This is a genomic window from Actinacidiphila guanduensis, assembly GCF_900103985.1.
GTDB classification, from domain to species: domain Bacteria; phylum Actinomycetota; class Actinomycetes; order Streptomycetales; family Streptomycetaceae; genus Actinacidiphila; species Actinacidiphila guanduensis.
The window spans coordinates 742361-764752 of sequence record NZ_FNIE01000001.1; the positions used below are offsets into that span (position 1 = coordinate 742361).

The 22392-nt window shown below is 74.2% G+C and carries 18 protein-coding genes; 11 read left to right on the forward strand and 7 right to left on the reverse strand.

Translation table 11 applies throughout. The features are described from left to right. Positions 1-25 precede the first annotated feature (25 nt). From BLR33_RS03085 to BLR33_RS03095, 3 genes are all read left to right on the forward strand, one after another. Positions 26-1264 carry a sugar ABC transporter substrate-binding protein gene (locus BLR33_RS03085; RefSeq protein ID WP_093782634.1) on the forward strand — a complete coding sequence of 413 codons (1239 nt, stop codon included), beginning with the start codon at positions 26-28 and terminating at the stop codon, positions 1262-1264. A gap of 205 nt (positions 1265-1469) precedes the next feature. Continuing rightward, positions 1470-2462 carry a carbohydrate ABC transporter permease gene (locus tag BLR33_RS03090; protein ID WP_093782635.1) on the forward strand — a complete coding sequence of 331 codons (993 nt, stop codon included), beginning with the start codon at positions 1470-1472 and terminating at the stop codon, positions 2460-2462. Then, complete coding sequence (locus tag BLR33_RS03095) at positions 2459-3283, forward strand: carbohydrate ABC transporter permease (RefSeq protein ID WP_093782636.1); 825 nt, start codon at positions 2459-2461, stop codon at positions 3281-3283. The genes BLR33_RS03090 and BLR33_RS03095 overlap by 4 nt, the downstream gene beginning before the upstream one ends. A 157-nt stretch (positions 3284-3440) precedes the next feature. On the opposite strand, the gene BLR33_RS03100 is transcribed toward BLR33_RS03095, so the two are convergent. After that, positions 3441-4298: an NmrA family NAD(P)-binding protein gene (locus BLR33_RS03100; protein WP_093782637.1), complete on the reverse strand. Its 858-nt coding sequence runs from the start codon at positions 4296-4298 to the stop codon at positions 3441-3443. A 49-nt stretch (positions 4299-4347) separates the two neighbouring features. Next, positions 4348-4968 (reverse strand): TetR/AcrR family transcriptional regulator, encoded by a 621-nt coding sequence (locus BLR33_RS03105; RefSeq protein WP_093782638.1) that lies wholly within the window; start codon positions 4966-4968, stop codon positions 4348-4350. A gap of 153 nt (positions 4969-5121) precedes the next feature. Here BLR33_RS03105 and BLR33_RS03110 point away from each other — a divergent pair, with 153 nt between their 5' ends. Next, positions 5122-5724, forward strand: coding sequence for a TetR/AcrR family transcriptional regulator (locus BLR33_RS03110; protein ID WP_093782639.1), 603 nt, complete (start codon positions 5122-5124; stop codon positions 5722-5724). 54 nt (positions 5725-5778) lie between these two features. Continuing rightward, positions 5779-6912: an epoxide hydrolase family protein gene (locus BLR33_RS03115; protein WP_093782640.1), complete on the forward strand. Its 1134-nt coding sequence runs from the start codon at positions 5779-5781 to the stop codon at positions 6910-6912. 79 nt (positions 6913-6991) lie between these two features. Here BLR33_RS03115 and BLR33_RS03120 read toward each other — a convergent pair whose 3' ends face one another. After that, positions 6992-7579 (reverse strand): hypothetical protein, encoded by a 588-nt coding sequence (locus BLR33_RS03120; protein WP_093782641.1) that lies wholly within the window; start codon positions 7577-7579, stop codon positions 6992-6994. Positions 7580-7749: 170 nt separating this feature from the next. Here BLR33_RS03120 and BLR33_RS03125 point away from each other — a divergent pair, with 170 nt between their 5' ends. The 6 genes from BLR33_RS03125 to BLR33_RS34995 all read left to right on the forward strand — a co-directional run bounded on the left by BLR33_RS03125 (position 7750) and on the right by BLR33_RS34995 (position 17368). Then, a complete protein-coding gene (locus tag BLR33_RS03125) occupies positions 7750-8610 on the forward strand; it encodes an MmyB family transcriptional regulator (RefSeq protein ID WP_093782642.1) in 861 nt (286 codons plus the stop codon). Between the two features lie 173 nt (positions 8611-8783). Then, the gene (locus BLR33_RS03130) at positions 8784-9902 is read left to right on the forward strand and encodes a beta-ketoacyl-[acyl-carrier-protein] synthase family protein (protein WP_093782643.1); all 1119 of its coding nucleotides are present in this window, start codon (positions 8784-8786) and stop codon (positions 9900-9902) included. Between the two features lie 525 nt (positions 9903-10427). Continuing rightward, a complete protein-coding gene (locus BLR33_RS03135) occupies positions 10428-13424 on the forward strand; it encodes an ATP-binding protein (RefSeq protein WP_093782644.1) in 2997 nt (998 codons plus the stop codon). A 251-nt stretch (positions 13425-13675) separates the two neighbouring features. Continuing rightward, positions 13676-13846: a hypothetical protein gene (locus BLR33_RS34990; protein WP_176930095.1), complete on the forward strand. Its 171-nt coding sequence runs from the start codon at positions 13676-13678 to the stop codon at positions 13844-13846. A gap of 112 nt (positions 13847-13958) precedes the next feature. Then, positions 13959-15947, forward strand: coding sequence for a hypothetical protein (locus BLR33_RS03140; protein ID WP_093782645.1), 1989 nt, complete (start codon positions 13959-13961; stop codon positions 15945-15947). A gap of 44 nt (positions 15948-15991) precedes the next feature. Next, positions 15992-17368 carry a S53 family peptidase gene (locus BLR33_RS34995; protein WP_245771113.1) on the forward strand — a complete coding sequence of 459 codons (1377 nt, stop codon included), beginning with the start codon at positions 15992-15994 and terminating at the stop codon, positions 17366-17368. A gap of 92 nt (positions 17369-17460) precedes the next feature. Here BLR33_RS34995 and def read toward each other — a convergent pair whose 3' ends face one another. The 4 genes from def to BLR33_RS03165 all read right to left on the reverse strand — a co-directional run bounded on the left by def (position 17461) and on the right by BLR33_RS03165 (position 21820). Next, on the reverse strand, positions 17461-18075 hold the full coding sequence (gene def, locus BLR33_RS03150) for a peptide deformylase (RefSeq protein ID WP_322987085.1): 615 nt from the start codon (positions 18073-18075) through the stop codon (positions 17461-17463). A gap of 277 nt (positions 18076-18352) precedes the next feature. Beyond that, the gene (locus tag BLR33_RS03155; RefSeq protein ID WP_093782647.1) at positions 18353-18625 is read right to left on the reverse strand and encodes a hypothetical protein; all 273 of its coding nucleotides are present in this window, start codon (positions 18623-18625) and stop codon (positions 18353-18355) included. Positions 18626-18682: 57 nt separating this feature from the next. Next, positions 18683-20044: a serine/threonine-protein kinase gene (locus BLR33_RS03160; RefSeq protein WP_245771114.1), complete on the reverse strand. Its 1362-nt coding sequence runs from the start codon at positions 20042-20044 to the stop codon at positions 18683-18685. A 675-nt stretch (positions 20045-20719) separates the two neighbouring features. Then, entirely contained in the window at positions 20720-21820 is a 1101-nt protein-coding gene (locus BLR33_RS03165) for a glycosyltransferase (RefSeq protein WP_143031613.1), read from the reverse strand. Positions 21821-22392: the final 572 nt, after the last annotated feature.

Below are 22392 nucleotides of genomic sequence, written 5' to 3' on the forward strand. Positions count from 1 at the left end.
ACCCACCGCACGAGCAAGGACCGTCATGAGACACACACGCATCGCCATCGTCGCCGTTGCGGTCTGCACCGCGCTCGCGGGCGTCTCCGCCTGCGGCGGCTCGGGCGGCGGTTCCTCCGCCGCCTCGGGCACCTACACGTTCTGGGACCCCTACCCGCAGTTCGACGGCTCCTCCCCCTGGGCGAAGCTCGTGGCCGCGTGCGGCCGCCAGGCCGGTGTGACCGTGAAGCGGACCGCCTTCGACACCACCGACCTCGGCAACAAGGCGCTGCTCGCGGCCCAGCAGGGCAACCCGCCCGACATCATGCTGGTGGACAACCCGGTGGTCTCGACCCTGGTCCAGGCCGGCGTCCTGAACAAGATGAGCGACGTGGACGTCTCCACCACCTCCATCGAGCCCAACATCATCGGTGCCGGAACACTCGACGGCAGCGCGTACGGCGTCCCGATCGGCGCCAACACCCTTGCCCTCTACTACAACAAGAAGGTGCTCGACGCGGCGCACGTCGACCCGTCCTCGATCACGGACTGGGCCTCGCTGACCGCCGCGCTGCAGAAGGTCAAGGCGTCCGGCGGCAAGGGGATCACCTTCTCGGCCATCAACACCGAGGAGGGCAGCTTCCAGTTCCTGCCCTGGTTCTGGGGCGCCAAGGGCGACCTGACCAAGCTCGACGACGCCGGCGGGCAGGCCGCGCTGTCCCTGTGGAAGGGCTGGGTCGCCAAGGGCCTCGCGCCCAACGACGTCCTGTCCAACACCCAGACCACCAGCTGGCAGGAGTTCGCCACCGGCCGGTACGCCTTCGGCGAGAACGGCACCTGGCAGCTGGCCAACGCCCAGAAGGCCGGCTTCCCCTTCGGCGTCATCAGCATCCCCGCGGAGCACGGCGGCCAGGCGCCGGCGCCCACCGGGGGCGAGTTCGTGACCGTGCCGGTGCAGAAGGACAGCTCCCGGTACCCGACGTCGGCGAAGATCGTGGACTGCCTGACCGACGACGGCAACCTGCTGTCGACGGACACCACGCTGTCCTACATCGCTCCCACGCTCGCCGTGCAGAACCAGCAGGTGGCCAAGAACCCCGCGCTCAAGCCCTGGGTGACCGCGGTGGGCTCGGCCCGCGGCCGCACCAGCAACGGTCTGGGCACGCGCTATCCGGTGATCTCCGAGCAGCTGTGGAACGCCGTGCAGGCCGCGCTCTCCGGGGGCAAGAGCCCGCAGGCCGCGCTGGCGGCGGCCCAGAAGGCCGCACAGGACCACAAGAGCTGACCCTCCCCCGCCCCGGCCCTGGACGGCGCCGGAGGCCGGGACCGGAAGGGTCCACAGCCCGTCACGTCGCCGACCGTCCCGGCGGCGTGACGGCCCGAACCGCCGCCGCGCATCCCGCACACCGGGGCCGCGGCGGCGCCCCGGGCGGTCCGTACGCAGGGCGCGCGGGCCACCGCAATACCAGCCCACCGACCGAGGAGCACGCATGACCACCGCCCACGCCGACGGCCTGGAGCGGCCGCCGGCCGTCACGGGGGCGACCCGTCAGGAACCGCCCGCTCGCGGCGCGGTGCGGCCCGGCCGCCGCCGGGCCCGCAGCCGCGGGTCCCGCCAAGCCGCCGCCTGGGGCTTCCTGCTGCCCGTCGTGGCGTACCTCGGGGTGTTCTACGCCTACCCGCTCTACCGCAACGTCGACTTGTCGGTTCGCCACTACACCGTGCGGTCCTTCGTGCAGGGCGGCGCCCCCTTCTCCGGGTGGGCGAACTTCCGCCAGGTCGTGCACGATCCGGCCTTCGCCACGGCGATGCGCAACACGGTGGTCTTCACCCTGGTGTCCATCGTCTTCCAGTACGCCCTCGGACTCGCCCTCGCCGTCTTCTTCAACCACCGCTTCCGGCTGGCCCCGACGCTGCGGGCGCTGTTCCTGATCCCCTGGCTGCTGCCGCTCATCGTGTCGGCCTCCACCTGGTCGTGGATGCTCAACAGCGAGTCGGGAGTGGTGAACTACGCCTTCCATCTGGTGGGGATCGGCCGGGTGGACTGGCTGACGTCGCCCCACTGGGCCCTGGTCTCGGTGATCGTCGCGAACATCTGGATCGGCATCCCGTTCAACCTGGTGATCCTCTACAGCGGGCTGCAGAACATCCCCGCCGAGCTGTACGAGGCGGCCGCGCTGGACGGCGCGAACAGCTGGCAGCAGTTCCGGCGCATCACGTTCCCGCTGCTGCGGCCCGTCTCCGCGATCACGCTGCTGCTCGGTCTGATCTACACCCTCAAGGTCTTCGACCTCATCTGGATCATGACCAAGGGCGGCCCCGGCGACTCCTCCACCACGCTCGCCACCTGGTCCTACCGGCTCGGGTTCGGCAACCTGCTGCCGGAGTTCGGGCCGGGCGCGGCCGTGGGGAACATTCTCATCCTCATCGCCCTGGTCTTCGGCCTGTTCTACATCCGCGTGCAAAGGAGGCAGGCGGCATGAGCAAGCGCCCTTCCCGGTCCCGCCGCCACACGGTCATCGGCGTGGTCCTCACCGCGATCATGCTCTTCCCGGTGTACTGGATGGTCAACGTCTCCCTGACGCCTCAGGGCGACATGCGCAAGGACCCGCCGGACCTGCTCCCCCTCCACCCGGACGTCAGCGGCTACCGGGCGGTCCTGAACGACCAGTTGCCGTACCTGTGGGTGAGCCTCCTGGTCGGCCTCGGCACCGTGGCCCTCACCCTGGTCCTGGCCGCCCCGGCCGGGTACGCGCTCGCCAAACTGCGGCCGCGCGGCGGGGGCCTGGTCGGGCTGCTGCTGCTCATCGCCCAGATGATCCCGGGCATCGTCATGGCGATGGGCTTCTACGGGATCTTCCTCAACCTCGGCATCATGAACACCTGGTGGGGACTGGTGGTGGCCGACTCCACCATCGCCGTGCCGTTCGGCGTGATGATCTTCACGGCCTTCATGTCCGGCATCCCGGACGAGCTCACCGCCGCGGCCCGGATCGACGGGGCGGGCACCTGGCGCACCTTCGTCTCGGTGGTCCTGCCCGTCAGCCGCAACGCCACCGTCACCGTGGCCCTCTTCAGCTTCCTGTGGGCCTGGTCCGACTTCGTCTTCGCCAACACCCTGGACAGCGGCGGCTCGCTGAAGCCCATCACGCTCGGCATCTACAAGTACATCGGCAACAACAACCAGGAGTGGAACGCCATCATGGCCACCGCGGTCGTCGCGTCCGTCCCGGCCGCCGTCCTCCTCGTCCTCGCCCAGCGCTACGTGGCCGCGGGCGTCACGGCGGGAGCCGTCAAGGACTGACGGTCCGCGCGGCGGGCGGTACGGCACCCCTCGGTTGCGGCCTCCGCCCCCGAACGTCCACCCGCCGCGGGGCGCGCGGTCCCGCGCCGAGCTGGGCCGGCGGATACGGGCTCGCCCGCCCGCGACGCGTGCACCCCGCGGCCGTGCACCGCTGCCGTCAGGCGGTGTCCGCGGCCGCGAACTGGTCGGCGACGCCGCGGGGTTCGCGGCCGAGCAGCTCGGCGAGGAGCGGGTCGACGCCGGCGAAGCGGCCCTGCCGGGCGGCCTGGAAGGTGGTGAGCATCATCCGCGCCATCGCTTCGGGTATCCCGCCGCCGGCCTTGTCCGCGACCCATGCCTCGTCGTCGAGTGTGACGCGCTCGACCTCGCGCCCGCCGGCCTTCGACGCCATGGCGGCGATGTCGTCGAAGGTGACGGCCTGGCGGGCGGTGAGCGTGACCGGGCCTTCGAAGGTCCGGTCGCCGGCCAGGATGACCGCGGCCGCCTCGGCGGCGTCCGCGCGGTCGGTCCAGGAGACGGGCCCGTCCGCCGGGGCCGCGATCGTGCCGGTCTGCTGCCATGGGCCCAGCAGCCAGGCCAGGCTGTGGGCGTAGAAGCCGTTGCGCAGCGCGGTCCAGGCGACGCCGCAGTCGGCGAGGAGTTGCTCGGTGGCGGCGTGGTCGCGTGCCGGGGGGAAGGGGCTGTCGGCGCCGGCGCCCTGGTGGCTGGTGTAGAGGATGCGCCGGGCGCCCGTCTCGGCGGCGGCTTCGATGCCGGCCCGGTGCAGGGCGACCGCGTCGGCGTGCGGGTCGTTGGAGGAGACGAGCAGGACCTGCTCGGCGCCCTCGAAGGAGTGCCGCAGGGCGGCCGGGTCCTCGTAGGAGCCCTGGCGCACCCGCACACCGCGGTCGGCGAAGTGCCGCGCCTTGGCGGGGTCGCGGACGCTGACGCCGATCCGGTCGGCGGGCAGGCGGGTGAGGAGGTGCTCGACGGTGGCCCCGTTCAGGGCGCCGGTCGCACCGGTGACGACGATCATGGGTCTACCTTTCGTTGCGTGGCACGCCCGCCGCTTGCGGACCGCCCTGTCAGTGGGCGCGCAGCAGCGGCAGGAGGATGTCGTCCACGAGGTGCTCGACGAAGGGCTCGTCGCACGGCTCGCCCGCGATGACGACGCGGTGGACGATCACCGCGGGAGCGACCTCGGCGAAGAGCTCTGCGGCCCGGGGGGTCAGCCGCTCGCCCTGCCGGACGGCGTTGCGCAGCGGCCCGTCGGTCATGGCCGCCTCGTCCCGGCGCAGGATGCGGCGCATCTCCTCCGCGAGCCGCGCGTCGCTGCGCATACCGGCGAACAGCGCGCCCAGCAGACCGATCTCCTGCTCGGCGATCTGCCGGGCCAGCCAGGTGACGAGTGCGAGGAGGTCTGCGCGCAGGTCGCACGCGGTGGCCTCGGGGGGCGTGGCGGGCGAGCGGTGGTCGACCGCGGCCGCGACCAGAGCGGCCTTGTCCCGGTAGCGGCGGTAGATCGTGGTCTTCGCCGCCCCCGATCGGCTCGCCACCGCCTCGATGGACAGGTGCTCGTAGCCCACCTCGGTCAGCAGCGAGAGTGTTGCGTCAAGAATGGCCAGGTCACGGCCGGTGTCCCGCGGCCGCCCGGTCGCGGGTGGCCGGGCCCCGCCGCTCGGTGATGCATCCGTCGGGCGTGTCATGCCCCCCTACTTTCGCTACGCTACCGTTGCGTATCGAAAGTACCGCGGACAGGCCGGTCCCGGCAACTCGGGCGCCACTGCCGACGACACGCACGCCGTGGGCGGAAAGCGGGATAAGAACATCCATTCCTTACGTAGTGTACGTTTGTTCTTATGCAGGAGCAGGAAGACCGAGGGACAGCGGGCGGCGAAGGCCGTCGCACACGCCGGCACGACCCGCGGCGCAGGGAGCGCGTGCTGGACGCCGCGCTGGATGTGCTCGTGGACGAGGGGGTCGCGGGGATCACGCACCGCAAGGTCGCCGCCCGCGCGGATGTGCCGCTGGGCTCGGTCACCTACCACTTCGCGACCCTGACCGACCTGTGCGCGCAGGCGTTCGCCCGGTACGTCGAGCAGCGGACCGCCGAGTACGAGGCGCTCTTCACCCAGGTGGCGTCCCGCGACGACCTGGTCGACGTCCTGGTGGAACTGGTCGAGGCGGGACCCTCGCGGCACCGCAGCGCGGTCCTCGGCTTCGAACTGCACCTGGCGGCGCTGCGCGACCCGGCGCTGCGCGCGCTGACCGGCCGGTGGACCAGGTCCAGCCGGGCGGTGCTGGCCCGCTTCACCGGACCCGGGGCCGCCGCCCGCCTCGACGCGCTCCTGGAGGGGATGATCATGCACAGGCTGCTGTCCGACGACGGCGAAGCGCGTGAGGCGACCCGCGCGGCCATCGAGCAGACGCTCGGCCCCCCGCAGCCGCCCAGGTCGGGGTGATCAGCCACCCAACCGCGCCCGCACTCCGCGTACCGCCGCACCGAGGAGCCCACTGTGCCGAGCACCGCACCTCTCATCGCCGTCAGTGACACCGACCTGGCGGACCTTCGCGCCCGGTTGCGCGCCACCCGGTGGCCCGAGCCGTGGCCGGTAGGCCCCTGGGAGGCGGGTACCGACGCCGCCGAACTGCGCCGCCTCGCCGGCTACTGGGCCACCGGGTACGCCTGGCGCACCCACGAGGCCGCCGTCAACGCCCTGCCCTCCCACGTCGCCGACATCGACGGCACACCCGTGCGCTACCTGCGCTACGACGCCGAACGTCCGGACGCCCCGGCGATCGTGCTCACCCACGGCTGGCCGAGCACCGTCCTGGAACTCACCGCCCTCGCCGAACGATTGGCCACGCCCTCCCGCCACGGCGGGGACGCCCGCGACGCCTTCACCGTGATCGTCCCGGCCCTGCCCGGCTTCCCGTTCTCCCCGCAGCGGCCCGCCCTCACCGGGGCCGAGCAGACCCACGACCTGTGGCACCGGCTGATGCACGACCACCTCGGCTTCCGGCGGTACGCGGCGCACGGCGGGGACCTCGGCGCGGGCGTCACCTCACGGCTCGCCGAAGCCCACCCCGAGGCGGTCATCGGCATCCACCTGCTGGCCGTGGCCGCCCCGGCCGACCACGACCCGGCCTCCCTCACCGCGGAGGAGGAGGCGTACCTCGCCTCGGTCGCGGCCTGGCAGGCGGAGGAGGGCGGCTACATGCACCAGCAGAGCACCCGGCCCCTCACGCTCGCCCCCGCCCTCGCCGACTCACCCGCCGGGCTGCTGTCCTGGATCCTCGAGAAGTACCGCGCGTGGAGCGACTGCGGCGGCGACCTGTCCACACGCTTCAGCGACGACTTCCTCCTCACGCAGGCGTCGCTCTACTGGTTCACCGGCACGATCTCCACGTCCTTCCGCCCGTACTACGAGTACGCGCACCACCTGACCCGCCGGGTGCGGCGGGTGGACGTCCCCACCGCCCTCGCCCTCTTCCCCGCGGACCTCAGCCGGCCGCCGCGGAGCTGGGCCGAGCGCACCTACCACCTCACGCGTTTCACCCGTATGCCCCGCGGCGGCCACTTCGCCGCCCACGAGGAACCCGGCCTGCTCGCCGACGACATCACCGCGTTCTTCCGCGACCTGCGCTGAGCCCGGCGAGCGGCCGGGACCCGCGCGGAGAGGGCCGTGCGACGGCGCCAATGACCGGTTCGGCCCCGTCCGGGCGGCTTCACCCCATGAGTCCGGGGGCCTGCGGCGAGTCCGGAGCCGTGTCGGCGGGGCGGCGGGCGGCGGCGCACACGGCAAGGAGCTGCTGTGCGGCCACCGCGACGGGCGGCCGCCGGCGTGCCAGGTCGCTTGCCGCGAGGTCGAGGAGGGCGTCGAGCGTGCCGGGCCCGGGAGCGCCCGTGGCGTCGAGGGGGATGTGCAGGGCGGAGGGCGCCGGCGCGGTGAGCGGATGCGCGGAGAGCCGGATCCAGACCGGCCCGGCACCGGGCGCGGAGGTGCGGCGGGCGAGGCGGGCGGCGACGAGGGCGCCGGCGGCGTGGTCGACGGCGGGGTGGGACCAGGCGGAGACGATCAGGGAGGCGCGGTCGAGCGCGGCGACGGCGTCGGCGTACGGATCGCCGGTGGCGGCGGGCACCATGGCGGCGGCCACGGACAGGCCGGCCCCGCGCAGGGCCTGGGCGATCGGCAGCGCGGTGCCCGGGTCGATCAGCACCGCCGCGTCGCGCCGCGGCCCGGGGCATGACGGTGTCTGCCAGGCCGGGGCGGGGATCGGGGTCACGGCGGGGCCGTCGCGGTCGCAGATGTCCATGTCTCCAGGGGAGACCCCGGCGGCGGACTGCGGAAGGGGTCGTCCGTGACCCGGGTCCGGCTCGACCCGGGTCGGCGCCGACCCGGGCGGCTCCCGCCGGGCGGCGGGCCGCGACCCTTCATAAGCTGGCCACAGTCCGCTGTGCCGGTCATGGGACAAGGGGGTCGCCGATGGTGGACCCGGGTCAGCGCCCGCGCCTCGGCACGGACCTGCTGTCCAGCTGGCGGGCCCGCGTCAACCCGCGGGACCTGCCGGAGGCCGCCGGCATGGACCCGCTGCCCGAACGGCTGACGGTGGCGCTCATGGCCCGTCTGGTCCACACCGACGAGCGGCACTACCGGCGGATCGAGCGCGGCACCGCGCACGGCGTCAGCACGCAGCTCATCGAGTCCATCGCCCAGGTCCTGCGCCTGCAGCCGCACGAGACACGGCTGCTGTACGCGTGGTGCGGGAAACCGCCGCCGCGGGCCCAGGCGAGCGACGCCGCGGTGCCGGAGGACCTGCTGGGGGTGCTCGATGCCGAGCAGCACGGCGCCTACTGGTGCTCGGCCGGCTACGACGTGCTCGCCGCCAACGCCCGCGCCCTGTGCAACTGGCCGTGGATGGCGGAGCCGGGCACCAACGTCATGGTCGCCCTGCTGAGGGGGCCGGGGCGCGAGCAGTGCGCCGAGTGGGACACCCGCTGGGCCCCGCTGCTCCTGGCCCAGCTGCGAAGGGAGCTGATCCAGGCCCCCGAGAGCGACGAGCTGCACGAACTCGTCGACCGCGTGGTGACCGGCGACCCGCTCGTGGAGCGGATCTGGCGCGCCACCGCGGAGGTGCAGCCGCCCGCCTACGGGACCACGCGCCCGATGTACATGCCGCCGTGGCGGCCCTACACCAGTGATCCGGTCGAGATCACCGTCACGGCGCTGGTGCCGATCAGCAGGCCCGACCTCCGGCTGGTCGTCGGGGTCCCGGCCGCCGACGTCACCCCCCGGCTGCCGGAGCTGCCGGACCGGCCCCGCACGGCGCGGCACCGCCCGCGGTGAGAGAGCCGCGTCACATCGGAGCGCCTTTCCCTCAGGTGAGCGCGACGCTCCCCGGGTGTGGCGGCCCTCACTGCGGGATCCCGGTCCCCCGGCCGCCGTTCCTCGGGCACGATGGAGTCAACCCGGGCATACCGGGGCCATATTGGGCGATCACCGAGGAATGGGGGGGCGGCATGCGGATAGCGGTGGGCAAACCGGTGGTGGTGCGGGCGCCGTACGAGGTGTCGACGGACGCGATCGAGGCGGACTGGCTGGCGCGGTGGCCGCTGGAGGAGCAGCCGCCGCAGCGGCGGCGCCGGCTCGCCACGGGCCTGCGGATGGTGCGCTCCACAGGTGTGGTGTCGCGGCCCTGGGTGGCGCCCTTGGACGTCGTCGGCGACGCGGGGCGCGGCGCGCGCGAGGTGTACGCGGAGGCGTTCGCCGCGGTGGTGGACATGGCGGCCGCGGCGGCGGGCGGCGCGCTGGAGGCGGCGGGGCTGGAGCCGGGGGATGTCGACTGCGTCGTCACGACGCACACCACCAGCTGGACCGTGCCGGGCCTCGACGTGGCCCTGGTCAACCGGCTCGGACTGCGGCGGGACGTCTCCCGGGTGCCCGCCTCCACCCTGGCCTGCGCGGGCGGCGCCCACTCCCTCGTCCAGGCCGTGCGCTACCTGGCCCACCGGCCCGACGGCGTGGTCCTGGTCGTGGCCGGCGAGGCCCTGTCGATCCTCCACACGCCCTGGCGCGAGCCGACCAGGACCTCCGTCCTGTACGGCGCCCTGTTCGGGGACTCCGCGGCAGCGACGGTCGTGGTCGGCGCCGACCCGGCACACCAGGCCGACGCCGACCGGCTGGTGGCCGCCGGCGGAGGTCTGGTCGCCGAGGTCGACACGTGGGAGTGGCAGCAGTACGGCGAGAGCCCCTACTGGGGCGAACTCCTGCCGCCCGGGGCGCCGGACGCCGGCCGGATCGTCTTCGAGTCGAACCGGGACGCGGCCAAAGCGGCGCGCGAGACGGTCCCGCAGCTGGTCAAGTGGCTCGACGGCCGACGCGTCGAGTGGGCGATGGTCCATCCGGGCGGGCCGTCGATCATCACCGACACCGTCGACGCCCTCGGTCTCCCGCCGGAGGCCGGCCGGCACTCGGCCGCGTCCCTGGCCGGCGGCAACCTCGGGGGCGCGGCGGTCCTCGACGTCCTGCGCCGCACGCTCGGCAACGGGCCCGTCCGGGGCCCGGGCGTCCTGGTGGGTTACGGGCCCGGCTTCGTCGCCGGCGCCGTGTCCCTCGACGTCCTGGACTCCCCGGCCTGAACTCCGCGCCGGGCCACGGGGACCGGCGTCCGCAGCGGTCGGGAAACAGCGGTCGGGAAACGGGGCCCGGGAGACGGGGCGAGCCGACGACCGGCCGACGCGGCGGCAGTTGCCGGTGGCTTCCGCCCATGAAGCGCTCGACTCGCGGCCTGCCCCACGGGCTTCCCCGGCGATCCCGGAAGCGATCCCGAGCCACCGCGGGCCTCGGCTCCTCGTGCCGGGGCTTGGTCTGCGGGACGCCTCGGGACAGAATGGTTGGGCTTTGAACGAGATACCCACCGTCGCCCGGGCCGGGCCCGGTGCTCTCCGTACGCGGCGGGCGGCGGCCCCCTGTCGGTCGGTCGGGCTCCTGGCGCCGGGCGGGGCGCGGGTGATGGTCAACCAGGGCGCGGGTGGTGCGCGGGAAGGGGAGGCACGGCCTTGGCAGCGCAACCCGCGCGACCCGTGGACCCGCAAGCGGCGCGAGCCGCGGACCCGTATCCCACGGGGCCCACGGACCCGTATCCCACGGGACCCGCGGACTCATTGCCCACGCGACCCGCGGGCCCGGCTCACCCGCAACTCCCGCGATCCGCGGGCCCCGATCGTCCCCGACTCCCGGACCTCCAGCCCACGGACCCGCAGCCGCCGGCCCCCGTCCGCGGGCCCCGGCTGGTCGGGCGCTCCGAAGAACTCGCCGCCCTCGTCGGCGCCCTGACCGCGGACGGCCCCGCGACCGTCCTGGTCGAAGGCGAGGCCGGCATCGGCAAGACCCGGCTGCTGCAGGAGGCGCTGGCCGACCCCGCGCTCGGCGGCGTGCTGGTCGCCGGGTGCCTGCCCTTCGGTGAAGCGCTCACCCTGGCGCCGATCGTGGACGCCGTACGCCAGGCCCGCACTCGGGCGGACGAGCTGGACCTCTCGCCCCTGGGCGGCGCCCTGCGCCCGCTGTTCCCCGAGTGGGCCGACGCCCTGCCGCCCGCTCCCGAACCGCTCGACGAGGCCGGCGCCGCACGGCACCGGCTCTTCCGCGCCCTGGCGGAGCTGCTCGCCCGCTGCGGCGTCACCGCGCTCGCCGTCGAGGACGCCCACTGGGCGGACGAGGCCACCCTGGATTTCCTGCTGTTCCTCGCCGGCCGCCCGCTCGCCGAGCGCGTTGGCCTGGTGCTCACCTACCGCCCCGAGGACGTCCCGGCCGGCTCCCAGCTGCGGCGCATCGCCGCGCGACCCGTCCCCGGCAGCCACCGCACCCGGATCGCGCTGAGCCCGCTGACCGTCGCCGGCACCGCGCAGTTCGTCTCCTCGATGCTCGACGACGAACACGTCTCCGACGCCTTCGCCGCCTTCCTGCACGGGCACACCGCCGGACTCCCGCTCGCCGTCGAGGAGTCGGTGCGCCTGCTCGGGGAGCGCGCCGACCTGGTACGGCACCGCGGCGAATGGCGGCGCAGGACCCTGACCGAGATCGGCGTGCCGCCCACCATCCGCGACGCGGTGCTGGAGCGCTGCTCGCGACTCGACCCCGACAGCCGCCAGGTGCTGCGCGCGGCCGCCGTCCTCGCCGAGGCCGCCGGTCCGGAGGTGGTCGCCGCGGTGGCCGGGCTGCCCGCTGCCCGCGCCGATGCGGCCGTGGCCGCCGCCGTGCGGGCCAGGGCCCTGGTCGAGGACGCCGACGGCCGCGTCGGCTTCCGCCATCTGCTGGCCGCCCGCGCCGTCTACGACGACATCCCCGGCGGTGAGCGGCGCGCCCTGCACCTGCGGGCCGGGCGCGCACTGGAAGCCCTCCACCCGCTTCCCATCGCACGGCTCCCGCACCACTTCGGCGCCGCGGGCGACACGGACGGCTGGCGGCACTACACCGAACTGGCCGTCGACCTCGCCCTGGCCACCGGCGACCAGCAGACGGCGGTCACCGCCCTGCACGCGCTGCTGTCCAGCGGCGACCTTCCCGCCGGAGCGGTCGTCCGGCTGTGCCGCAAGTTCCCCGTCTTCGCCTTCTCCGGCCACCTCGGCAGCAGCGACCTGCTGGAGGTGCTGCGCGGCCTGCTCGACGGCGGCGCCCTCGCCCGCTCCGAACGCGGCGAGGTCCGCGCCCAGTTGGGCCGGATGCTGATGCACGCCGGCCAGTACGCGGCAGGCGCCGCCGAGTTGGAGCGGGCCACCGCCGACCTCGGCGAACGCCCCTACGAGGCCGCCGCCGTGATGAGCGCGCTGGGCCGCCCCGCGGGCGCCGACTGGCCGGTCGCGGCCCACCGGCGCTGGCTCGACAGGTCCGTCGCGCTGGTCGAGGCACGGGTCCCCGCCGACCGCCACCTGCCCTTCCTGATCGACCGGGCCACCTCGCTGCTGGAGATGGGCGACCCGGCCGGCTGGGAGGTCGCCGCCCGCATCCCGCAGACCGCGGACGGGCCCACCGATCCGCTCGACGTGATCCGCGCCGGCCTCAACCTCGGTGACGCCGCACTTCGTTGGGGCTACGGCGAGGACGCCCGGCACCGCCTGCTCCGCGCGATCGGCCTCGCGGAGCGCCACGGCCACCTGAGACTGCGGGACATGGCCGCGACGACCCTCGCCCACCTCGACTGGCACACCGGCAACTGGCAGGGGCTCGCCGAGCGCGCGGCCACCCACGCCGCGATCGAGAACGAGCCGCTGATCGTCATCGACGCCACCTTGGTCACCGCCCTGCTCACCGCGGCGACCGCCACCGCGCCGGAGCAACTCGCCCAGGCGGCCGCCCTGTTCACCCACGTCATCGCCGAGGCGCGCCGGCGTGGCTTCGCCGACGTGCCGCTGGAGGCGACGGCCGGGCTCGCCAGGATCAGGCTGGAGGAGGGCCGCGGCGAGGAGGCGCTGGAACTCACCGAGGCCGGCATGCGGGTCGTGGACCGCAAGGCCATCTGGCTGTGGGCGGTGGAGATCGCGCCGGTCCGGGTGGCGGCCCTCGTCGCCGCGGGCCGTACCGCGGAGGCCGCCGCTCTGGTGGCCCGTTACGCCAGGGGGCTGCGCGGCTGCACCGCCCCGGCGGCCGCGGCCTCGCTCGCCGAGTGCCGGGCGCGGCTCGCCGACGCCGAGGAGCCGGCCGAGCGGGCGGCAGAGCGCTGGGATGCCGCCGCGGCGGCGTGGGAGGCGCTCCCCCGCCCCTGCCCCGCGCTGCTCGCCCGGGAGCGGCAGGCCCGGGCGCTCGGCGCCGCGGGCCGCGAGGCGGAGGCGGCCGCGCTGCTCGCCCGTACGGCGGCCGCGCTGGCGGACCTGGGTGCCGAGCGCGACGCCCGGCGGGTCGCCGCGAGCGAGGCCCGTCGCCCGGCGGGTGGCCGCCGCGGCTACGGTGACCGGCTCTCGCCGCGCGAACTGGAGGTCGTACGGCTGATGCTGACCGGCTTGTCGACGCCCGACATCGCGCGCTCGCTGTCGCGGTCGCCCAAGACCGTGGCGGCGCAGCTGACGTCGGCGATGCGCAAGCACCGGGTCAACTCCCGTACGGCGCTGGCGGTTGCCGCGCTCAAGGCCGGCATCACCCCGGCGGACCCGGCCCCCGGCATCTGAAACCGGGCACTTACCACTCCCGGCCCTGCCGTTGCCGGGAGGAACCGTCCTCACGCCGGGAACTTCCGGCGAACTTTAGGTCAGTTGCCTCATCGCCCGCCGAGCCGGGCCGTCTCCATACTCGCCGTGCACCTGTTCCACGACAGCTACGGAGAGCAGCACCAGTGAGCCGATCCGGTGAGGACGCACAGCCTGATGGGCGCCCGGACGACACCGATTTGCCGGGACACGACGACCCCGAAGAACGCGCCGTGTCAGACGGGGAGTTCGCCGTCCTCGCCGAACCGGAAGGCGCGCTCGCCGACTCGGCACCGGCCGGGCCCGTACGCGTCCGACCCGCCCCCACCGAGCCGACGCGCGTCGAGCCCCTCACCGCCGAGGAGGCGGACGACGGCCCCTTGCCGGGCTACGAACCGCTCTGACCGCCCGTACTCGCCACCCGTAGCCGCCGCCCGATCCCGCGGACCGGTTCCGCCGTCCCATCACTCCGAACCCGACCCTCCGAAAGGCCAACTCCCCTCCATGGAGCCCTCCTTGAGGCACCTGCCGAAACGTCTCCTCCCCCATCGCCGCCGCAGCGCGCTGTGGGCCCTCGCCCTCACCGCCGCCTGCGGGCTGTTCGTCGCCCCCTCCTCCTCCGCCCAGAACAGCCCTCCGGCCGCCTTCACGGCCGCGCCCGCCGCTTCGGCCGCCGCCGCGCACTGCCAGGTGCGGCTGCCCGGCGGCCTCACCGCCGACGTCACCGCGGCCGGCGCCCGCCTCGCCGACCCGGCCGCCGCCTCCGGCCGGCTGATGCTCGCCTTCCGCAGCAACGGCCACCAGTACCTCGTCCCCGCCGACGCCGCCGCCCGCGCCGGGACGGCCGGCCTGGCCGCGTACGACACCACCGCGCTCGCCCAACAGCACTGCGGCGGGGCCGCGTTCGCCCCCGCGAGGACCCGCGGCGCCACCGGCGCCGGCTCGTACACCATGGCCCGCCTGACCGTGCACCTGGTGAACCCCGAGGGCCAACCCGCCTTCCAGGGCCTGGTGTTCCTGATCGGCGCCGACCACACCACCTACGCCGACCAGCTGTTCGGCGTCACCCGCGGCAGTTTCAAGATCGCGGTCCCCGCCGGGCACTACGAGGCCGTGTACGTCGACGGCTCCCACATCACCGTCGCCCCCGAGGTGGCCGTGGCGGACGGCACCGCCCTCACGATGGACGCCCGCACCGCCACGCACACCATCCCCGTCCCGGCCACCCCGCGGGCCGCGCAGCTCACCAACACCGAGCTGTCGCTCTACCGCAGCGACGGCACGCCCTCCGGTGACGCCGCCGGCCCGGTGCTCCAGCTCCAGCAGATGGGCTCCGCGCCCTCGGGCATCACGCTCAACACCACCGACCCGGTGCGCCACGGCAGGTTCGAGGCCGTCGCCACCTTCGACCTCGCCTCCCCCGCCGGCGCGCCGGAGCCGTACGCGTACCACGTCGCGGACGCCTTCGACCACCTGCCGGGCTCCTACCCGGACCGGGTCAGCCCGTCCTCGCTGGCCACGGTCACCCGCACGTACTCCGCGCCCGCGGGCGCGAGCGGCATCGACCTGCTGGTGGACAACGTGACCCCGGTGTGGGCAGCGACGGCGGGCGTGCAAACCACGACCGGCTTCGAGTTCCTCACCCCCGGCACCGTCCGCACCGAGTACTACAGCTCGCCGGCCGGGCTCAACTGGCGTACCCAGGTGGAGGACGAGCAGACGTTCACCACCCTCACCGGCGCCGACACCCGCTACCTGCCCGGCACCCGCACCGCCGAGACCTGGGAGGGCGGCGTCCCGCACCCGGGCGGGCAGAGCGACCGCGGCACCGGCGCCGTCTACTGCGCCGCCTGCGCCTCGGCCGACACCATGGTCTTCGCCATCGGCCCCGACGGCGACAGCACCCCCGGCACCCTCGGCACCGGCTTCGACCAGACCGACAGCGTCTCGCTCAGCCGCGACGGCGAACTGCTCGCCACCGGTTCCGACGGCCTCTTCGAGACCAGCGCGCCCGTGCCCACCGGCCGCGCCGACTACCGGCTGGAGGAGCACAGCGTCCGCGGCGGCGGCACACTCTCGCCCCGCACGGACACCGTGTGGAGCTTCACCGCCGACCCCGGGCACGGCCCGGCCCTCCCGTCCCGCGTGCACTGCGCCGGGCCGGTCGACTCCTGCGCCCCGCTGCCGCTGCTCTACGCCTCGCTCGACGCGGGCGGGGACGTCCAGCACCAGCTCGCTCCGGGCCGGAACACCGTGCACCTCACGGTGACGCGCCAGCAGTTCGCCACCGGACCCGCCGTCTCCGGTGCCCGGCTCCAGGTCTCCTACGACGGCGGCTCGACCTGGCAGCCCCTGCACCTGACGGGCACCGGCGGCAGCTACCGCGCGGACCTCACCGTCCCCGCCGCGGCCGAGGGCGGCACCGTCTCCTTCCAGCTCGCGGCCTGGGACAGCCAGGGCAGCCGGATCGACCAGGTGCTGCCGAGCGCCTACCGGGTGCGGTGACGACCGTGACGACCGTGACGAGCCCAGCCTCCCAGGAGCCCCCAGTGACACCCTCGACCGGCGTGCCCGCGGGCACCGCCACCCCCTCTCCCGCCTCCCGCCGGCGACTGCCGCGGCGACTGGCGGCGGCAACCGCCGTCGCCGCGGCCGTACTCGGCCTCCTCACCGCCGCCTCCCCCGCCTCCTCCGGAGCCGACAGCCCGCCGGACACCGGCACGGCGGCCGCTCCCGTGGCCGTCTGCACCACCCCGCCGCCCGGCCAACTCGCCTGCCAGGCCGAGGTGATACCCACCGCGTCGACGGAGCGCGCCTTCACCGCCCGCGACAAGGCCGCGCTCCCGGCCGGCTACGGCCCCGCGGACATCCAGTCCGCCTACAACCTGGCCGCCGCGGTGCGGGCCCACGCGGGCGCGGGCCGCACCATCGGCATCGTCGACGCCTACGACGCGCCGACCGTGGAGGCCGACCTCGCCGTCTACCGCTCCACCTACGGCCTGCCACCCTGCACCGGCGCCGACGGCTGCTTCCGCAAGGTGAACGAGCAGGGCGCGGCGGCGCCGCTGCCCGCGGCCAACCCCAGTTGGGCGGTGGAGATCAGCCTCGACGTCGAGGCCGTCTCCGCGGCCTGCCCCGACTGCCGCATCCTGCTGGTCGAGGGTGACGGAGCGGACACGGCGTCGCTCGCCGACAGTGAGGACACCGCGGTGCGGCTGGGCGCCGACGCCGTCTCCAACAGCTACAGCGCCCCGGAGACGGCCGTCATCGACAACGACCTGTCGGCCACCGACGGCCTGCCGGCCCGTAGCGCCTCCTACGACCACCCGGGCGTGCCGATCCTGGCCGCCTCGGGCGACTCGGGCTTCCAGCTGGACGCCCCCTACCCGGCCGACCTCACCTCGGTGATCGCCGTCGGCGGCACCTCGCTGGCCCGCGACAGCAGCCGGCGCGGCTGGAGCGAGACCGCCTGGGGCCCGGACCAGCGGCCCAGCGGCGCCGGGGCGGCCTGCTCGGCGCACATCGACAAGCCGGCGTGGCAGCACGACGCGGCCTGCCCCGGCCGGACCGTCGCCGACGTCTCCGCCGACGCCGACCCCTTCACCGGGCTCGCCGTCTACGACAGCACGCCCGACCCGGCCGACCAGCTGCCCGGCGGCTGGCTGCGCGCGGGCGGAACCTCGGCGGCCACCCCGCTGGTCGGGGCGATGTACGTGATGGCCGGCCCGGCCGCGGGCATCGACAGCGCCGCGGGCCTGTACGCCCACCGCGCCGACCTCAACGACGTCGTGGGCGGCCCGAGCGTCAGCATCCCGGGCAGCGGCCAGGAGTGCCCGGCCACCAGCACGATGTGCGCGGCCGTCCGCGGCTACGACGCCCCCACGGGCCTCGGCTCCCCGAACGGCCTGACGGCCCTGCGCTTCTAGGGTCCCGCCCCGGGTGCCCGGACCCAGCGTCCGGGCACCCGGGGCCGATGGCCGGGGTTGCCCTGCGGGGCGCGGGGGCCACTCCGCGGGAGTTACGGTTCGACGACCTCCACGCCGAGCTTCGTGCCGTTCTCGCGGCGGCGGGCGTACACCTCTTCACGGAGGGAGCCCATCTGGCGCAGGGCGTCCTTGCGCTGGCGCTTGTCGAGCCGACTCAGGTAGAGGTGGCCGTCGAGGTGGTCCGTCTCGTGCTCCAGGCACCGGGCGAAGTAGCCGGTCCCCTCGATGACCAGGGGGTTGCCGTCGATGTCCGATCCGCGGACCACCACCCGTTCGGGGCGCAGCACGTTCTTGCGGGCGCCGGGGACCGACAGGCACCCCTCGGACTCCTCCAACAGGTGGCGGCCGCCGGTCGGTTGCTCGTCGAGGACCGGGTTGACGATGTGGCCGACGTGCCGCACCCCGTCGTCGTCGGGGCAGTCGTAGACGAACAGCCGCAGCGGCACGTCCACTTGGTTGGCGGCCAGCCCCGCGCCCTCGGCGATGTACATGGTGACGAACATGTCGTCGATGAGCGTGCGGAGTTCGTCGGTCCCGAACTCGGTCACGGGGTGGCAGGGCCGGTCCAGCACCTGCTCGCCGACCACCGTGATACGGCGGTACCTGCCGCGTGCGGCCTCGGGCGCGAGGTCCGGGTACGCGTCCACCGGAACCCCCTGGACCCGCACCCTGCGGTCCACTGCGGAAGCCGTCTCACCCGACACCGTTCACCCTCTTCTCCCGGACCCGCACACCCCACGGGCCCAACCGGCCACCAAGCGTATCGCCTGCAACGGCCCCGGAGACCGCGCCAACGCCGTCTCAGCGGGGGGCCCGCCGATCGCCGCCGGCGCGGCCTCCCCCCGGCGTCAAGACACCGCAACCGCCCGCACGGAGGCCGAGCACACACCGTTCCCAGCCTTCGCTGCCGAACGCCGACCCCGATCACGGGAGTTCGGCCATGATCCGCTCCAGCTGCATCATCGACGCGTCGACAGCTTGAAGCTGTGACTCGGGCAGGTGCGTGAAGCGGATGACCTCCAGCGCGTTGACGATCCCCCGCAGCGCCCGGTCCTGATCCCGATCGACACCGCTGAGCTGACCCAGCAGGGACTCAAGCCGGTACTCGAAGTCCTCCAGGCTCAGGTCCCCTCGCCGGTAGCGCGCCACGAGGTCCCGTACGCGCATGCGCACATCGTCATTCTCGGTGGTGTCCATAGCAGCAACATCATGCCCGCTCCGGTGGCCGCACGTGGGCCCGGCACGGGTGCTGTCTCAGCGGGCGGGGCCGGGGGCGGCGGCGGGGGCGTGCGCGGGGCCGCGTGCCGATGCGTGCGCGGGGTCCTGCGCCGATCGATGGGCGGGGCCGTGGTCCTTGGGGGGTTTGGGAGGCTTGGGCTTCTTCGCGTGGCCGGGGCCGGGACCGGCCGCGGGCTTACGGGGAGCCGACGAGGTGGCCGGAGGGGACGACGATGCGGCGGCCGAGGTGGTCGAGGCCGGTGACGCCGTCGTGGGGCGGGCCTTGGGGGACGCGGACGCCGTCGCGGGGGCCGTGGTCGACGCCTTCGGGGGCAGGGTCGCTGAAGTGTCGTGCGTGAGGAGTGCCGCGCCCGTTCCCGCCGCCGCGGCGAAGGCGGCCAGGCCCCCCACGAGGAGGAGCTTCTTCGTCGCGCCCGGCCGTCTCGCCCGGTCGGGCGCCGCCGCGTGGTGGGCCATGGGCAGCGTGGGCCCGGCCACGGACGGTGTGGCGGCGGGCGATGGGGGCCCGGGCGGTGCGGCCGCGGCCACCGGTGGCGCGGAGAGGAGGATCGGTGCCGCGCCGTCCGGCGCGTTGAGGCGGGCGCGGTCCAGCCAGGCCGCGGCCTCCTCCGCGGTGGGGCGTTCGGCTGGGTCCTTGGCCAGCATCCGCACGGTGAAGTCGGCGAGCGGAGCCGGGATGCCGGGGCGTAGCAGGGCCGGCGGCGGCGGGGCGGCCTCGACCTGGCTCCGCAGGACGGACAGGACGGTGTCCCCGGTGAACGGGGGCCGGCCGGTGAGCAGTTCGTAGAGCACGCATCCCAGCGAGTAGATGTCGGAGGCGTCCTGGGCCGGGCGGCCCATGGCGCGTTCGGGCGGCAGGTAGGCGGCGCTGCCGACGATCTCGCCGGTGGCGGTGAGGGTGGCCGCGGTCTCGTCGGCGAAGCGGGCGATGCCGAAATCGGTGATCTTCACGGTGCCGTCGACGGCGACCATGACGTTGGCCGGCTTGATGTCGCGGTGGACGACCCGCCGGCGGTGCGCCGCGGCCAGCCCGGCAGCCGCCTGCGCGGCGATGGCAGCGGCCTTGCGGGAGTCCAGCGCCCCGCGCATCCGCCGCTCCTCGGCCAGGCTGCGGCCGTTGACGAGTTCCATGACCAGGTAGTGCCGCAGCGCGTCGGACCCGAAGTCGTACACGGTGACGACATTGGGGTGACTCAGCTGCGCCGCTGTCTGCGCCTCCAGCCGGAACCGCTCGGCGCCGACGCCCGCCGCCTGGCTGCTGCGCAGGAGCTTCACCGCCACCGGGCGGTCCAGCATGAGGTCGAGGGCCCGCCACACCTCGCCCATCGCGCCCTGCCCGAGCAGGCCGTCCAGCCGGTACCGATCCGCCACGAGCACGGGCCCACCACCCCTCACCATTTGGGACACGACACGGGTCGTCTGCCCCGCGCACCGCCTCGCAAGCAGCGCGGCCGGACGGAGCCGCCCCGATCGATGCTCCCGCCCCCGAGAGCGGCCGCCGCCCGCCGAAGCCTCGCCGCCCCGCCGCCCCTCAAAGCCGGGGCCGACTGCCGCCCACGCAGCGGTGGATGCGCGAGCGCATGCTTCCTCTCTCCCCCCGCGGCACCGGCGGGTGATTTCGCCCGCGGTGGTTGCGGCTGGTACTCCAGCAGTATTTCGCGTCCTGACCTGCGGGTTCAGCTGGGCGGGCGGAGTATGGCGGGGCGTCGAATGGTCAGGGGCGGTCTCCCGGAGACTGCCCCTCGATCGTGCGACCGCGCCGCGGACAGTGACAGCGGCGGGCGATCGCTTGGCGTCGTCTGCGCCAGTTCGACCAGTTCATCGCATGATGCCGGCCGCGGTGCCCCGGCAGATGCGGGGGCTGGGGGCGACAAGCTGCCAGGAGTCGCCGAACCCCCGCCGCTGTGAGCCTGATTGCCCCGGTTGCGTCACCGGTTCCACCCCTCTGATCAGCGGCCTCGCCCTGCTGCGGCGTTCCACCGAAGCAGGGCGAGCCGCCGGTGCCGTTCGGTGCGTCGTCGTCCGCTCGGCACCCGTCCGGCAGATGGTCGCTCAGAGCCGGGCCAGGACAATCTTGAGCACCTGGTCCGCGTCATCGAGGTTGACGAGTTCCCTCGCGATCGCCTCGGCCTTGCGAGAGTACGACGGATCGTCGATCACCTGACGCGTCGCGACCCCGGCTGATGTGGGGTCCTCGATCTGGACCGCGATGCCCAGGTCGGCCGCACGCCGCGCGTTCCAGGGCTGGTCGGCGATGAAGGGCCGGATCACCTGGGGCTTCCCCAGCGCCAGAGCGGCCAGCAGCGTGCCCGATCCTCCCGCGCTCACCACAACGTCCACCCCGGGCAGCAGCCGGGCGAGCGGTACGAAGCCGACCTCGTGCACCATGTGCCGGACGCTGTCGTCGACATCGAGCGTGCCCGGCTCGACCGTGGCGAGCACGGATATCTCGGAACTCGCGATCGATTCCACCAGCGACTTCATCGCGGCGGTGTCCTGGACCGAGGTACCGAGCGTCACCGCGGCGACCGGCCCGTCAGGCTCGGGCAGGGGGCGTTCGGCGCCCGACGCGCTGTGGGGTTCCGGTCGGAGCGGGAGGCGTCCGGGGGTGTCGTCGCATTCTGCTTCCGTGAGAAGTGCGTCCGGATACGGGTCCACCACCGCGATCGGCGCAGGGCGAGCGACGTTGCGTGCCGAGTACTCGGCACTCGCACGATCCGCAATCGCCTGCAGCAGTTCCTTGGGCATCGGGCCGGTGATGCGATGCTCGGTCAGGGGGACACCGAGCACCGCGGCGATCAGCGGTCCCACCGTGTCGACGGTGTCGTGCACGATGAGATCTGGCGCGAACCGGCGCGCGACCTCGACTGCTTCGTCCACGACACCGCTGAGGCGAACCGCGCCGAACAACTCCGCCGCTCCGGGACCGGGCTTGGTCCCGTCCTGGTCGCCACCGAGGCGACGACCGGTTTCCGCGATCGCTTCGAAGATGGACGGACCGACCTCGAACACGTCCATGGACGGCAGGATCGCTGCGGCACCCCGCCCCGAGAGCAGCCCGACCGTGTGTCCGGCCCGCTCCGCGGCATCGGCCAGCGGAAGCAGGGGGAGCACATGACCCGAGGCCGGAACGGCACTGAACAAAATACGCACAAGGAGCTCCCTGGCTCTTGACTATTGAAGAACGATCGGAACAAGGGCCGTGGAGTTCTCCGGATTCCCTGTCCGTCGGATCGTCAGAAAATCGGCCAGTGGGCGGTGTGGATCCCCGTAGCAGTGTTCAACCTTGAGTGGCGGTCGTGGAGTTGCCCGTGACCAGCATCGGCACCGGCCCCGGCGTGCACATCGGGTGGTGGCAGGTACGGTCGCGCGGCTGCGGGGGTTCTGCGCCGTGCAAATCCGCCGGGAGACGCGTGACGACATCCGCCAGGCTGTCGTCAGCATCGGCTGCGCCGTCGTCTGCCGGCGAGTGGCCGCTGCCCGCCGCCGTGGAGCTGTCCTGGGCCGACGGCGGCTACCCCGGCGGCCTGCTGCGGCCATCTCCTGACAGGTCAGCGGTCCTTGACGAAATCGGTGACGGTCCGCGAGGACGGCAAGGACTCGGTGGTGGTCCACCGGCAACGCTGACGGGCCAAGCCCTTCACACCACGCAGAGACCTGCGACCTCGGCTTCACCGCCTTCCGGGCGCCGACACATCCGCGTCCAGCGGACCTGCGGTTCCCTC